Source organism: Deinococcus cellulosilyticus NBRC 106333 = KACC 11606 (assembly GCF_007990775.1).
In the GTDB taxonomy this organism is placed as follows: domain Bacteria; phylum Deinococcota; class Deinococci; order Deinococcales; family Deinococcaceae; genus Deinococcus_C; species Deinococcus_C cellulosilyticus.
Genome location: NZ_BJXB01000003.1, coordinates 115,359 through 128,608, shown reverse-complemented (window position 1 = coordinate 128,608; position 13,250 = coordinate 115,359). Strand labels below are relative to the sequence as shown.

At 57.1% G+C, this 13,250-nt stretch carries 12 protein-coding genes and 1 riboswitch; of the genes, 4 read left to right on the top strand and 8 right to left on the bottom strand.

Features of this window, described 5'->3' with window-relative positions; all coding sequences use genetic code 11:
* Positions 1 to 89 precede the first annotated feature (89 nt).
* Together DC3_RS04390 and zapE are read right to left on the bottom strand one after the other, a co-directional pair.
* Complete coding sequence (locus DC3_RS04390) at positions 90 to 1,787, bottom strand: gluzincin family metallopeptidase (protein ID WP_146882697.1); 1,698 nt, start codon at positions 1,785 to 1,787, stop codon at positions 90 to 92.
* Positions 1,788 to 1,898: 111 nt separating this feature from the next.
* Positions 1,899 to 2,921: a cell division protein ZapE gene (gene zapE, locus DC3_RS04385; RefSeq protein ID WP_146882695.1), complete on the bottom strand. Its 1,023-nt coding sequence runs from the start codon at positions 2,919 to 2,921 to the stop codon at positions 1,899 to 1,901.
* A 322-nt stretch (positions 2,922 to 3,243) separates the two neighbouring features.
* Between zapE and DC3_RS04380 the strand changes: the two genes are divergently transcribed.
* Positions 3,244 to 4,647, top strand: coding sequence for a xylulokinase (locus tag DC3_RS04380; RefSeq protein ID WP_146882693.1), 1,404 nt, complete (start codon positions 3,244 to 3,246; stop codon positions 4,645 to 4,647).
* Between the two features lie 156 nt (positions 4,648 to 4,803).
* A complete protein-coding gene (rpmB, locus tag DC3_RS04375; protein ID WP_146882691.1) occupies positions 4,804 to 5,037 on the top strand; it encodes a 50S ribosomal protein L28 in 234 nt (77 codons plus the stop codon).
* Positions 5,038 to 5,099: 62 nt separating this feature from the next.
* Here rpmB and DC3_RS04370 read toward each other — a convergent pair whose 3' ends face one another.
* Complete coding sequence (locus DC3_RS04370; RefSeq protein ID WP_146882689.1) at positions 5,100 to 5,678, bottom strand: hypothetical protein; 579 nt, start codon at positions 5,676 to 5,678, stop codon at positions 5,100 to 5,102.
* Positions 5,679 to 5,806: 128 nt separating this feature from the next.
* On the opposite strand from DC3_RS04370, the gene DC3_RS04365 reads away from it, so the two are divergent.
* Positions 5,807 to 6,952 (top strand): hypothetical protein, encoded by a 1,146-nt coding sequence (locus DC3_RS04365; RefSeq protein WP_146882687.1) that lies wholly within the window; start codon positions 5,807 to 5,809, stop codon positions 6,950 to 6,952.
* A gap of 49 nt (positions 6,953 to 7,001) precedes the next feature.
* Here DC3_RS04365 and DC3_RS04360 read toward each other — a convergent pair whose 3' ends face one another.
* The 4 genes from DC3_RS04360 to DC3_RS04345 form a co-directional block, all read right to left on the bottom strand.
* Positions 7,002 to 7,898 (bottom strand): metal ABC transporter substrate-binding protein, encoded by an 897-nt coding sequence (locus DC3_RS04360; protein WP_146882686.1) that lies wholly within the window; start codon positions 7,896 to 7,898, stop codon positions 7,002 to 7,004.
* A gap of 86 nt (positions 7,899 to 7,984) precedes the next feature.
* The gene (locus tag DC3_RS04355) at positions 7,985 to 8,281 is read right to left on the bottom strand and encodes a hypothetical protein (protein WP_146882684.1); all 297 of its coding nucleotides are present in this window, start codon (positions 8,279 to 8,281) and stop codon (positions 7,985 to 7,987) included.
* A gap of 2 nt (positions 8,282 to 8,283) precedes the next feature.
* Entirely contained in the window at positions 8,284 to 9,954 is a 1,671-nt protein-coding gene (locus tag DC3_RS04350) for a PhoX family protein (RefSeq protein WP_146882683.1), read from the bottom strand.
* A gap of 147 nt (positions 9,955 to 10,101) precedes the next feature.
* Positions 10,102 to 10,794 (bottom strand): S4 domain-containing protein, encoded by a 693-nt coding sequence (locus DC3_RS04345; protein WP_146882681.1) that lies wholly within the window; start codon positions 10,792 to 10,794, stop codon positions 10,102 to 10,104.
* Positions 10,795 to 10,974: 180 nt separating this feature from the next.
* On the opposite strand from DC3_RS04345, the gene DC3_RS04340 reads away from it, so the two are divergent.
* Complete coding sequence (locus DC3_RS04340) at positions 10,975 to 11,364, top strand: DUF3197 domain-containing protein (protein WP_146882679.1); 390 nt, start codon at positions 10,975 to 10,977, stop codon at positions 11,362 to 11,364.
* A 77-nt stretch (positions 11,365 to 11,441) separates the two neighbouring features.
* Here DC3_RS04340 and DC3_RS04335 read toward each other — a convergent pair whose 3' ends face one another.
* Complete coding sequence (locus DC3_RS04335) at positions 11,442 to 12,626, bottom strand: RCC1 domain-containing protein (protein ID WP_146882677.1); 1,185 nt, start codon at positions 12,624 to 12,626, stop codon at positions 11,442 to 11,444.
* A 379-nt stretch (positions 12,627 to 13,005) separates the two neighbouring features.
* Positions 13,006 to 13,090: riboswitch (cyclic di-GMP riboswitch) on the bottom strand.
* Positions 13,091 to 13,250 lie beyond the last annotated feature (160 nt).

Genomic DNA, 13,250 nt, shown 5'->3' with positions numbered 1-13,250 from the left:
CCCAAGTATAAAGGGAGGGCTGTGCCGACACTGGGCACAACCCCACGCTGTGCTCTGGCCCTCATTTGAGGAGGCTGCAACCTGTGAGTTCAGAGCACAGCGGAAGAAGGGTTCTTGTGCAAGGGATAACCCCATCCAGCAGCAAGTCGCTCAAACTGTTGCAATCCCCGCTCTACAGATTCAGGGCTGAAATCAAACTGCAGTCCACATGCCCTGATGAGTTCCAGGAAAGGCTTGGTTCCACCAAGTTGCATGCCTGTTGTCAGGCGTGCAAAAGCCTGGTGGGGATCTGCAAGCATCTGGTCTGAAAATTCAGCAACACAGAGGTCAGCCAGGGCATAACGGGTCATCCCCAGAGGCACCCGCACATGCCACCCAGCTGTCCAGTAATTCATGCCATATTCCCTGACGCCCAGAAACCAGGGGGCATGGGTCTGCAGAAGCCTCTCCCAGTGCCCATAAAGAGCCTCCAGCGTGAGCTGTTCTGGAGGCGTGGTGTACACCCATTCCTCCCAGAGATCAATAATGGAACAAATCAGCATGCCTTCAGAGCGGCTTAACAAGGTCAGGAGCTGCAGAAGCTGGACTTTTTCAGGGGAAAGGAGCCCACTCTCTGCAACAAAACAGGCTCCAAGCACCTCAAAGGCATGAGCCACAAATTCCAGAAACTTGTAGGAGGGTTCCAGTTGCATGGCATGGTGTCTCCCCACCATCTCACTGAAATGAAACACATGACCCAGTTCATGCCACAACATGCTCAAACTGCCCATCTGGGCATCCATCATCAGCATGGCACAGGCTTTGTGCGTTACAGGAAGCAGGTCTGCAAAAGCCTGCGTGGTCTTTGTTCTGCGGTCTTCCAGATCCAGGTAGCCCTTCTCCAGCAATTCACAATAGCGGTCTGCCAGCAGTGGGCTGAAGGCCTGAAACATCTTCTCCAGACCCTGGTGAAGCGCCTTGAGGTCTGTCCGGTCATAGAGGGTGCTGGCCTGACTGAGAGCAGGATGGCCTGTATCGGTCACCTTGAATGCTGGGATGCCCAGGAGGTCTGCCAGCTTCTGCTGCAATTCCCCATGCAGAGCAGGAACCCTTTGCAGAAGCACAGATCGGGTCTGTTGCCACTGCTGCAAGGTGAAATCATGGCGCTTCAGGCGCTCCCAGGCCATGGCCAGAGGATGCTCAAATCCCAGATTGCGGGCCTGCTTCCAGCGAAGATGGATCAGTTCCAGATATTTCTCAGACCTGTGGGCACGCACGGGTTTCATGTAAATCTGTCTTGCCGTCCAGGCCCTCTGGCGCTCCTGAGCGTCCGGGGACAGCATGCTGTCCAGCAGAGCCTGCAGGTCTTCATATGGAGGTGGAACGGGTTGCTCCAGATGACTGGTGTTGTAATACTCCATGATTTTTTCGTCTTCTTGCTGAAGCAGCTCCGGGAATTGCTGCTCATGTTGCAGGTGCTTCAAATAACGTGTGGTGACTTCCCACCCTGGTGTGGGATGCTCTTCTGAAAAAGTCACCCAGCGCTGGTAAATCTGGCGCTGAAAGCCCATGACCTGTGGAACGACCTCCTGATTGAAGTGCTTGAATCTCTCCAGAGGCTCAGGGCTCTCCACATCTGCCATGCTGTCCCAGTGCAACCTTGCCTTCTGTTCGGCATAATTGCGTTCCAGGTCGTCCCAGAGGTCCATCCATGTCTGTTTGTTTTCCGGGGTGAGGGGCAGGTCCAGCAGATTCTGCCACTTTTTTTGTTGCTCGGGCCAGTCATATGCAAATGGATCTTTGAACATGGTGTTGAGTTTACAGCCTGAAATCCACAGATGACAGGACTGACCAAAAAGAAAACCCACAAAGGGGTCAGCCCATTGTGGGTCCTTTCAAAACAGCATCGAATCTCAGGTTTACCCCACAGATTCCAGCTGTTCCAGCTTTTTGCCACTGATCGAGAGCATCTCGGTGAGGCGGCTCAGGCAACGGCTGTATTTCTTGGCGTAAGCACCATACCTGTAGGTGGCAGGAAAAAGGTGATCCAGGGCCTCTCCAGATGCAGCAAACCGCAGGTTCAGGTCGTACACCTTGTCCACGAAATGCACGAACCTGAGGGCAATGTTCTGGTCGGTCATGCACACCAGATCATCGAGCAGCACCGTGTCAATGCCTTCCAGCATTCTGGAGAAACGTGCAGGGTGCACGCGGGTCAGGTGCAGGTTCAGTTCGCTGGCAGTCAGGCGCACGAAGTTTCCAGCAGACTGTTCCAGTGCTGTCAGGTCCGCTTTTTTGAGGGGCTTCCCTACCCCGGCTCCACGCTGGCGGTAATCGGGGCCATCGATGGAAAGCACAGTGAATCGCTCTGCAATGGCCTGAATCTGCCGCTTGAAATCTTCTGCATTGAAACGCCCCTGCCCGAGGTGCTCAGGCTGGGTGTTGCTGGTGGTGATCACGTGGGTGCCCATCGGCATGAGTTGACCCAGGAAGGTGGAGGTCATGTGGGTGTTGCCGGGGTCATCAAGTTCGAATTCATCGATGCACAGCAGCTCATACCCGTGAAAAGCCTCAATGGCTTTGTGCATCCCGAGCATCCCGATGGTGTACAGCAGCTCCTGGTAACTCAGGAACACTTTCCTGCCTTCAAAAGCATGCCAGGCAGCTGCGAGCAGGTGGGTCTTCCCCACCCCGAACCCTCCATCCAGGTAAAAACCGACCCCTTCCACAGGTTTGGGCCTGCGAAACAGGCGTTTCACAGGCTGAGGAGGATTGGCCGTGAATTCCCGAAGGGTGTCCCTGGTCTGCGCCTGGGAGGGATACTCCGGATTGGGATAGTAGTTGTCGAAGTTCACAGCCCCGAAACGGGCCGTGGGTTGAAAACCCTCCAGCATCTGCTCCGGGGTCACCTGGGGGTTGCGAGATAACAGGTCTATGCGCATAAGTCCTTGGCCGGGGCGAACCCTCTGTTTACAGTGTAATGCTTAACCCGGGTAAAACAGTGGGTACTCTCTCTGTATCAGAAGCAGGAGGGTGATGGGTGTTGAGCTGGCAGACATGGTGGCTGACTCAGCCGAGGGCCGAGGGCCGAGAGCCGAGGGCGAAAAAACAGATCTGTTCAGGAATTGATCTTCAAGCGACAAAGGGCATGCAGAGATTTCAAAAAATGCATTCCCCGTAAGGTAAAATGCTTCTGCTTGAGCGAACTGAATGCTCTCGGCCCTCGGCCCTCGGCCCTCGGCTCCATGCAATTAAGGAGTCCCCATGTTTCTAGGCATCGATCTCGGCACAGGCAGCATCAAGGTCCTCCTGATGGATCAGGAAGGGGAGATCCGGGCAGTTCACAGCCAGACTTACCGGCCCTCAACGCCCCAGCGGGGATGGGCAGAGATGGACCCTGCGGTGTGGTGGCAGGCCCTGAAAACCACTCTCTCACAACTTCCTGGGCACCTGAGGGATCAGGTGGAGGCCATTTCCTTCAGTGGCCAGATGCATGGTGCGGTGTTGACCAGACAGGATGGAATCGTGACCCATCCAGCGGTGTTGTGGCTGGACCAGCGCAGCGCCCTTGAACTTCTGGATTATCCAGAAGGTGCAGCAGAGCAGTTGCTCAATCCGCTGACGGTGGGCATGATGGGGCCAAGCTTGCGCTGGTTGCTGAAGCACCGCCCAGCAGCACTGGAGCAGGCAGACCATGTGTTTTTGCCCAAGGACCACCTGCGGTTTCTGATGGGAGGCGATCCCTGCACCGATCCTTCAGACAGCACGGGGACTTTGCTGGCCCATCCAGATGGTTCATGGAACTGGGAATTGATCGAGGCTCTGGGCCTTCCTGCCCGGCTGTTTCCAGAAGTGAGGTCCTCCCATTCCATTGGAGGACATCTCAGTGCGTTTGCAGCAGCAGAGCTGGGATTGCCTGGGGGAATTCCCATGGCCGTCGGAGGTGGAGACACCCCCTGTGCTGCACTCGGCAGTGGACTGGTCCTTGCAGGTCAGACCCAGCTCACCACCGGAACGGGAGCACAGCTCATCACCCTGACAGGGTCCCGGCCTGCTTTTCATCCTGCCCTGAATGCCTACCGGGCAGTGACAGACCACTGGTACGTGATGGCGGCCATGCAGAATGCAGGTGTGGCTCTGGAGTGGGTGCGAAACAGCCTGGGGTTCAGCTGGCCCGATGCCTACGATGCAGCCTTTGAGCAGGAGACATCTGTGGTGTTTTTGCCTTACCTGAGTGGTGAACGCACCCCCATCATGGACCCTGGTGCCCGGGGAGCATGGCTGAACCTGCAGCCTGGAACGTCTCGAGGAGAACTGATGCGGGCGGCTCTGGAAGGGGTGGCCTTCAGCATCCGGGATGGCCTGGGTGCCCTGAAACAGCAGCATGACGTGAACTCCTTGAGGCTCGCGGGGGGAGGCAGTGGAGATGCACGCTGGCAACAACTGCTGGCAGATGTCCTGCAGTTGCCCCTGCAACCTGTGGCAGCCCTGCACAGCAGTGGAAAAGGGGCCGCGATGCTGGCTGCAGCAGGGGTGGGTCATCCTTTTGAACGCTGGATTCAGCAGGACCCCGTTCGGGAAGTCTCTCCTGTCGGTCAGGACCCTTTTGCAGAAAAGTTTCTGAAGTTCAAAGACGCTTATGCGAGGCTGGCAGGATGGTCGTTCTGAAAGTGTGGCCCTTTTCAGAGCCCAGAGGTTGAAATCCATCTCTTGACTCTCTAATGATAATGAGTTATTAATATTATCACTGCTTTTCGCAGAAGCAGCCATGTTCAAGCACGCACCCCTACAACGCAGGTAGGGGTCCTTTTTCTGGAGGTCAAAATGGCAAAAACCTGCTTTGTGACAGGAAAGTCCAGCCATGTGGTGAACAGCGTCACCCGCAGAGGCAAAGCCAAAAAAGACGGTGGGGTGGGCCGCAAAACCACCGGCATCAGCAAAAGACGGCAGTACGCCAATCTGCACAAACGCTGGGTGCTGGTGAACGGTGAAAGGAAGCATGTGTGGCTTTCAGCCCGTGCCCTGAAACGCCTGCCTGAGCACATCACCCTGCTCTGATTCCGCGACAGGCTCAACGCCCCTCCTGCTGATGCCAGCAAGGAGGGGCGTTTGCAAGCGATCTACCGCAAAATCACCACAGAATGACCCTCTGGAAGCAGCATGCGTTGATGCTCCAGAGGGTCTCTTGAGATCCACTGTTTCCAGGCTTCTGTCTCACGCCGAACCCGTGCAGGGAGCTTGCCCGAAAGCAGGGCCTCCCGGTGGTGGGGTCCTCTGCGGGACTGAATCCATTGCTCGTACTCGCGGATGCGCCCTTGCACAGCAAGCAGACCTTCACTGCGTTGAACAGGAACACCTGAAATGGGGTGCTCAAAATCAGGTTCATGTTCAGAACGGTAGAACACCTGACCTGGGCGGTCATAATACAGCCACCCCTCCTGGTGGCAGATGAGTCCCATGGAGTGCACCGACCAGTCTCTCATCTGGTAGATGCTGGAACCCCTGGAACAGGGCATTTTGTTGTGGGCATAAGCATAAAGGTCGCCGGATGCAGCATCCATGCCCCAAAGCCAGAACTGCACCACCAGTGGATTGCGTCCCGGGCGCAGGTGCCCAGAAAATTTCTGGGCAGGTTGAGAAGGGGTTCTCCAGCGCAAATCTTCTGGGTGGGCTCTGTGTCGAGGTGAAGTCTGAAACATATTTTGATAATACAAAATCATTATCAGGTTTTAAATGGCTCCCCCGAAGAGACAGGACGCCCACCACACCAGAGACCCTTTTCTCTATTGATATTGAAATATCATTTTCGATACGCTAGGGTAGAGGCATGAGAAACTGGTTTGCCCTTCTGACCCTCAGCCTCACCGCCGCCCATGCACAAGACGCTGTAAGACTGGTTTTTGTTGATGCTGCCTCTCCCACTGCCCAGGTGCTGGACCTGCAGGAAAAGAAAGTTGTCGGACAGTTCACCGTCCCTGGACCCGCAGCAGGCGTCTATGCCACCCCCAGCAAGAAATACGCTGTGCTGGTGCACCGCAATGAAAACCGGATCACTTTTTTGCACAGCGGTTTCAGCACCGTGGACCACGGGGAGCACCAGGACCTGGTGAAAAATCCACCCCACGTGCTGCAAACCATCGATGTGGGACGGCAGCCCACCCACTACTTTGCCCATGGGGACCAGATGGTGTTCTTCAACGACCAGGACGGCACCGTGGCCCTGATGAAAGAAAGCCTGCTTGGCCTGAGCATGGACACCCAGACCATCAAGGCTGAAATTCCAGACCACGGTGCACCTGCACTGCTGGGCAACCATCTGCTGATCGGGTACCTGAAACTGAACCGGGTGGATGCCGTGGACCTGCAGACCCTGGAAGTGAAAAACAGCTTCCCCGGATGCCCGGGCCTGCACGGTGAAGCCCTGCTGGGCAACACTGTGGCCTACGGTTGCCAGGACGGGGTGCTGCTGATCCAGAACCAGAATGGAGCTCTTTCCAGCCAGAAATTCAGCAACCCCTCCGGCACGGCGGAAGGAGTGCGGGTGGGCACAGTGCTGTCCCATCCTGAAGCCAGTGGTTTCTTTGGCAACTGGGGCAAGGGCGTGGTTCGCATTGACACCCAGGCTGGACTGCAACCCATCCCCCTCAGCAGCACGTTCATCAAGGGTGCTTTTGATGGGTCAGGCCAGACCCTGGTGGTGCTCACCGCAGACGGCCAGTTGCACGAAATTTCTGCGGATGGAAAGCTGAAACGCAGCGCCCAGGTGGTCAGCCCTGTGGACCTTGCAGTGTCCGGGGTGCCCAGACCAGGACTGGCCGTGCATGAAGGTCAGGCTTACGTCACCGATCCTGCGACTGGAGAGATCGTGCAGGTGAACCTGGCAGACTGGAAGGTCAGCTCAAGCTTCAAAGTGGGAGGAAAACCCACAGGAGTGGTGGCCCTGACCATTGAAAACGCTGTAGACCACGAGTAAATCAGGATTTGAAGAGGAGGGAGGCTCAGGGCTTCCCTCCTCTTTTCTTTCATCTGGCAGGCAGCAGTTCTTTCAGCAGGACATCCCGGTTTCTGCGCATCATCTGCTCGTAACCCAGACCCAGAGCATCCCCTTCGGGTGCGAGCACCGCATACCGAATCCCGGCCATCTGGGCAATGGTCCGTGCAGGACCTTCTGGCAGGGTGGGTTCTCCAAAAATCACCTGCACCTGATGCCTGCGGATCTGTTCGAGCACCCCCTTCACGTATCTGGGGGTGGGTTCTTTGCCGGGGAAAGGTTCCACAGTGGCGGCAACCTTCGGACCGTAAGCTCTGGACCAGTAGCCCCACGCCTGATGAAACGTCACCACGGACTGGTTGCGGATGCTCCTGAGGTCCCTTTTCAGTTCCTGATGCAGTTGCATGAGCTTCCGGGCCTCCAGGGTGGCATTGTGTGCATAGGCTTTTTTGTTCGCTGGATCAACCTTTCCGAGTTCCTGCCCGATCCACACAGCTGCTTTTGCCATGATGCTGGCATCCAGCCAGATGTGGGGATCATTCCCTCCTCCGTGGAGGGCATCTGCTTTCAGGGGGGTGAATTTCACCCGGGGCATCACCTCAAGGATGGGAAGCCCGGGGCGCACCTTCTGGGCCAGGGTTTTCAGCCAGTGGTCGATGCCCCCTCCATTCATGATCGCCACCCCGGCGGCAGTCACCTTCTTCAGGTCCTGGGGGGTCGGATCAAACATGTGAGGGCTGGCTCCGGGGGGCAACAGGACAGTGACCTTGCCGTGTTCACCCAGAATGTTCTGGACCACCGACTGGTAAGGCTGAAAACTCACCAGCACTTCCAGGGCAGAGGCTGTGTTCAGTGAACCCAGCAAAGTCAGGGAGGAAAGCAGCAGAAACCGCTGGAGCTTTCTGTGGAATTGTAAAACATTTTGCATATTGATATCAGTTTATCATTATCGGTTTTGAGAAGGAATGAAAAAGCCGCACACCTTTCACGGGATGTGCGGCAGGGGCTCTGGTCTTATTCGGAGAGCCAGTTCCAGTCCAGCAGATACTGGCGGAATTCATGGATCACCGCTGCTGTTTCGGGTTCAGGCTGCTCCTGCACCCACTGGTCCACCCGATCCTGCTGCATGATGCGCAGGGGGGTGAGGCCAAACTCTGCATCCAGGTCTGCATTCAGGCGGGAGAGGATCTCTTCATGGATTTTGCCCAGCCAGGGGGTGGCCCGGCCCAGTTCACGCAGGTGATCGTCAATGGCGTATTCCAGCAGGGGCTCCCGACCCACCACCCAGGGGGCCACAGAGGTGTTCAGCATGGTTAAGCCTCCTTCCAGCCCGGGAACCCGCTGATGGCCACCAGGGTGGGACGGGGAATGCGGCTTCCAGGAAGGGCAGCAAAAGTGCTGGTGGGGTTGTCCAGGCTCTGGGTGTCCTCACCAGGGTGCTGGATGGCCAGGAACAGGGTCTTGCCGTCCGGGCTCCAGACAGGACCGGTCATTTCAGCTTCCACAGGTCCGGTGCAGAAACGGTAGGCCTTGCCCTTGTTGGGGCCTTCGGTGGGGAAGAAGAACATGCTGTTGTTCCCCAGGAAGTCGTAGATGGTGTCCTCGCCGGTGCCGGAGTCCGTCACCATCCACAGGTTGCCGTAAGGATCAAAGACCAGGTTGTCGGGGCTGGAGAATCCGCTCTGGGGTCCGCCCACAGCAAAGACTTCCCAGCGGAATTTCTCAGAGGTCCAGTCGTTCTGGTCTTCGGTCAGTTTCACGATCTGCCCGAAGTAGTTGCCGTGCACGCTGTTGTTGGTCAGGGCCACGTACACTTCTCCAGTGATGGGGTGAATTTCGATGTCCTCGGGGCGGTCGGTGGGGGTGGCTTTCACGGCGAGTGCGGCGGCACGGGCATCCACCAGGATGTCGGCCTGGCTGGTGAACATGGGGCTGCCATCGGACTTTTTGGCGCTCTTGAGACCAGGGTTGCGGTCATAATCCAGCAGCAGCCACTTGCCCGCAGCAAAATCTGCCACGTACAGGTCCCCCTCGGCAAGCAGGTTCAGGTTGGCCTTGCGGTCCTGGGCGTTGTACTTGCCTTTCGACACGTACTTGTACACGCAGGCGTCGCGCATGTCGTCGCCCATGTAGACCACCACGCGGCCATCTTTTGCAATGGTCACAGCAGCATTCTCGTGACGGAAACGGCCCATCGCGGTGTGCTTTTTCGGGGTGCTTTTGGGATCGAAAGGATCGATCTCGGTGATCCAGCCCTGGTGGGTGGCCTCATAGCCGGTGCCTTCCCACTGCCTGGTGTACCCGTCCACGTTCTCCTCGCAGGTGAGCAGGGTCCCCCAGGGGGTCTGACCACCAGAGCAGTTGCCGATGGTGCCTTTCACGGTTCTGGCCCCTTTGACCACAGGGGTTCCTGCGGCAGGACCGGTCAGTTCGATGTCGGCCAGACCGTCAATGCGGCGGTTATGGGGATCGCCTTTGACAATTTCCCACTGGCCGTTCACACGCTTCACGCGCACCACAGACACACCCATGGCCCGCTTCTCTTTCTCCATGTTGGCAGGTGTGCGCTCGATGGTGCCGAGGAACAGGGGGTTCACATACTCGTGGTTGATGGTGAGCAGAGCGTCTTCGCTGCTCTTTCCACCTTGCAGCATGTCGATGGGGAAGTAACCCACGTAATCGTGGTTGAAACCGATGCTCAGGCCATTCCCCATGTCCTCACCCCAGGGGGCCAGAACCTGGAAACTGTACCCTCTGGGCAGGGTGATGGTGTCTGCAGTGGTGGCCTTGCTGCTCACAAAAGGAGCACGCAGGCCGGGTTTTCCTGCAGGCTGCTCTGCAGGTGCACCATTGTTGGACACGGCTTTTGCAGCCTGTCCGGGCAGGGTTGCGGCAATGCCCGTGGCCACAGCGCCCTGAATGGCGGAACGTCTTGAAATTTTCCTGTCCAGAAGTTGTTGCCAGATGCTCTTGTGCTCGGTCATGTTTTCTCCCCAGAAATCTATTTGTTCTATATGTACCTGGGTTGTGTCAGTCAAAATTCAGCTCTGGCAAAGGAAATTCTCACCTGTCCAACAAAAAAAGAACCACTGTATCAACAGTGGTTCAGTGGGATGTCAGCTCTCAAAGGGTCACTCCCGGTGGATCAGTAGTTCCACCTTGAAATTCCCACGCCGGGTCTCGTTGATGATGCGCTTGAATTCGATCTTGCCAATGCCTTCGGCAGCCAGCATGTCCCCTTCGCGGATCTCGCTGCTGGATTTGGCAATCTGCCCGTTCAGGCGCACTTTCTTGTTTTCCAGACCGGCCTGGAAATATGCGCGGGACACCCCGAAGCCCTTGGCTCCGACCACATCCACACGCATGCTGGGCACCACCACCTCGCGGGTCTTGCTGGGCCGCTGGTGCTGGGAGAGGTCCACCTTTTCCACGGTGATTTCGGTGCCACCAATGCTGGTCAGACCTTCCAGGACAGCGGAAGCCTTGCCTGTGGCAGCCACCCAGTAAGCCCCATGGTGCTCACGGATGTCCCCGAGTTGCTCCTCGGGAACAAGATCCAGCAGACGGTGTTTGAGCTGCACCTCATCAAGGTGCGGGGGGAATTCTCCAGAGATCTCCCAGATGTCCACGGGATCGCTGACACTGGGGATGTGTTCGGGGTACAGGGTCAGAACGATGCGTTCTGCATTGAGAAAACCACCAGAGATGTGATGTTTCACCTCGGGGCTGTTCAGTTCACGGCGGCTCACGCTGTCCTGCGGGATGAATCCAGTGCGGATCACCCGTCCTCCGGCAGCCTGAGCGATGAGTTTGGAGAGGTTCATATGCTATCAAAGTAGCACAGCTCTCCCCCTCCGCACATCGTGATTTCTGCCTATCGCACAGGAGAAAATGCCACAGAAATGGTTCACAATCTCAGGCGTGCCACCCAGAGGTGAAAGGCTTCCAGGAGACTTTGCCAAAAGTTCCCGTCTTGCTGCGCTCGTAGACGTTAAGATGAGACCATGCATACTCCAGAAATCACCGGAACCATCGGTGCACCGAAAGAAACCCTCTCCCTGCTGCTGGAGAAAAGTGATTTCAACGCCCAGACCATGTTCATTGTGATCACCGACTTTCAGGGGCACCGCAACATCGCCCGTTACAGCGTGCTGGTGCACAACAAGGAGGCCAGCACCCTGAGCGTTCCTGCTTTCGGTCCCCACTATGGGCAGGCAGGCATCGAAGCCCTCAGGGACGTGGTGCAGACCGCCATTGCTTCAGGGGTGACCAACTTCAAGGAAACCGTGGTCAATCCTTATGATTTCCAGCGCATGACCAGCGACCCTGACGAGGCAGACCTCAAGGTTCTGCTCTCGAAGGCCAACCCCACCGATTACAACATCTACATTTAATCCAGACATTTGAATCCACACGATCAGAAGCCCGGGAAAACCCGGGCTTCTGATCAGAGATTGTGGTCCGCGTGGAATTACAGTTTGGTGACCTGCACAGGGGACATGCGGTTGGTGGTGGTGCCATCACCGAGCTGTCCGCCAAAGTTGTTGCCAAATGCCCAGAGTTTGCCAGTGCTGGTCAGGACCACACTGTGGGCACGGCCCGTGGAGAGGGCAGTGGCAGCGCTGATTCCGGGAACCAGCACGGGGGTTTTCTGATCGATCAGGGTGCCGTTGCCCAGCTGTCCGCTGTCGTTCTTGCCCCAGCTGTACACCTGACCGCTGGTGGTGAGGGCGAGGTTGTGGGCGGGTCCGGCAACGAGGTCTTTCACTCCACTGAGCTTCTGAACCTGCACAGGGCGTTTGCTGCCAATGGTGCTGTTGTTGCCCAGGCGACCATTGTGGTTGTCGCCCCAGGCCCACACGGTGCCGTCGCTCTTGAGGGCCAGGGAGTGGTAGTGCCCTGCAGAGACGCGGGTGACGCCAGAGATGGTGGTGAGTTTCACAGGAACAGTCAGGGTGGTGGTGTTTCCGGTGCCCAGCTGTCCGTCCATGTTCCAGCCCCACACCCAAACGCTGCCGTCGTTCTTGAGGGCCAGGGAATGCCCGAGGCCTGCGGTGATCTGCACGATGCCAGAGAGGCCCTTGACCTGCACGGGGGTCAGGCGGTCGGTGCTGGTGCCGTCTCCGATCTGGCCCACATTGTTGTGGCCCCAGGCCCACACAGTGCCGTCACTCTTGAGGGCCAGGCTGTGTTCCATGCCTGCACTGATGGCGGTCACATTGCTGAGGGTGGAAATCTTCTGGGGCGCACTCTGGTCGACCTTGTTGCCAAGACCCAGCTGTCCGAATTCGTTGCGGCCCCAGGCGTACACGGTGCCATCGCTCTTGCGAACCAGGGAGGTGTTCCAGCCTGCGGCCACTTCGGTGATGCCACTGAGGGTGTTCGCATTGCTGATCTGGTTGTAACCGTTCCATCCCCAGGCTTTCAGCACACCGCCCACAATCCCAAGGTTGTGCTGGTTCCCACTGGAAAGGTTGCGGGGAGCAGCAATAGGTGCAACCAGGGCATTCATGTCTGCAGCACCTTCAGGGGCCTGTGCAGGGGTTTCGGTGCTGACTTCGGTGGAGGGTTCGGAAACGGTCTGGGAGGGAACAGATTGGGTGCCACAGGCGACCATCAGGAAGGTCAGGCCTGTCAGAATCAGGGTGTTTTTCATGGTGCGGTGTGAGGAAAATTTGAAACGGTGACTGTGGGGTCACATCGTCTGTGGGAGGTCCTCACCAGTGCTGTGCACTGCCTTCCTGTCCCACGCTGGCTGCCTGTGGTTTTTCAAAACAGCATTCACCTGCAGAGAAGGGGACTTCTCTGTGCTTTCATGGGGTGCTGTCAGAAAAAATCAGGGGTCAGGGTTCAAACCGATGCTGCGGTGCCTTGAGAGGCCTGCAGATCTGTCTGGGTGGGTTGGGACCGCGGTTCCTGGTGTTTTCTTCTGTCTGTAACATGCTGAAAGTCACTCCTTCCGAGTGGGGAAGAGTGACCGACAACGACAACAATGGGTTGGACTGTACTGCTGAACGCAGAAATACAGAGGACCAATTGCTCCATGCCGGTCGCACCACTGGCTCTGCGTTTCCCAGGTGCCCGTATACGGGAGAACGCTTCATCGCCTCATGAGCCAAATCTCTGATACACATTATGCCACTCCCTCCCCGTTTTGAGAAGGGTTTTTTACTGTCCTGCAAGGCTTTTTTATTTTAGATTTGGGTAACAGTTTCTGTACAAAGGTGATGTCCTGTTTCCAGCACTGCATTTTCCAGCGCTGCAACCCTGCCCCCGAGGC

Bases quoted from the DNA above. Each gene is read 5' to 3' on its own strand.
- DC3_RS04345 (WP_146882681.1), bottom strand. From the start codon at position 10,794: ATGAACCTCTCCAAACTCATCGCTCAGGCTGCCGGAGGACGGGTGATC.
- zapE (WP_146882695.1), bottom strand. From the start codon at position 2,921: ATGCGCATAGACCTGTTATCTCGCAACCCCCAGGTGACCCCGGAGCAG.
- DC3_RS04370 (WP_146882689.1), bottom strand. From the start codon at position 5,678: ATGTTTCAGACTTCACCTCGACACAGAGCCCACCCAGAAGATTTGCGC.
- DC3_RS04390 (WP_146882697.1), bottom strand. From the start codon at position 1,787: ATGTTCAAAGATCCATTTGCATATGACTGGCCCGAGCAACAAAAAAAG.
- DC3_RS04340 (WP_146882679.1), top strand. From the start codon at position 10,975: ATGCATACTCCAGAAATCACCGGAACCATCGGTGCACCGAAAGAAACC.
- DC3_RS04355 (WP_146882684.1), bottom strand. From the start codon at position 8,281: ATGCTGAACACCTCTGTGGCCCCCTGGGTGGTGGGTCGGGAGCCCCTG.
- DC3_RS04380 (WP_146882693.1), top strand. From the start codon at position 3,244: ATGTTTCTAGGCATCGATCTCGGCACAGGCAGCATCAAGGTCCTCCTG.
- DC3_RS04365 (WP_146882687.1), top strand. From the start codon at position 5,807: ATGAGAAACTGGTTTGCCCTTCTGACCCTCAGCCTCACCGCCGCCCAT.
- rpmB (WP_146882691.1), top strand. From the start codon at position 4,804: ATGGCAAAAACCTGCTTTGTGACAGGAAAGTCCAGCCATGTGGTGAAC.
- DC3_RS04360 (WP_146882686.1), bottom strand. From the start codon at position 7,898: ATGCAAAATGTTTTACAATTCCACAGAAAGCTCCAGCGGTTTCTGCTG.
- DC3_RS04350 (WP_146882683.1), bottom strand. From the start codon at position 9,954: ATGACCGAGCACAAGAGCATCTGGCAACAACTTCTGGACAGGAAAATT.
- DC3_RS04335 (WP_146882677.1), bottom strand. From the start codon at position 12,626: ATGAAAAACACCCTGATTCTGACAGGCCTGACCTTCCTGATGGTCGCC.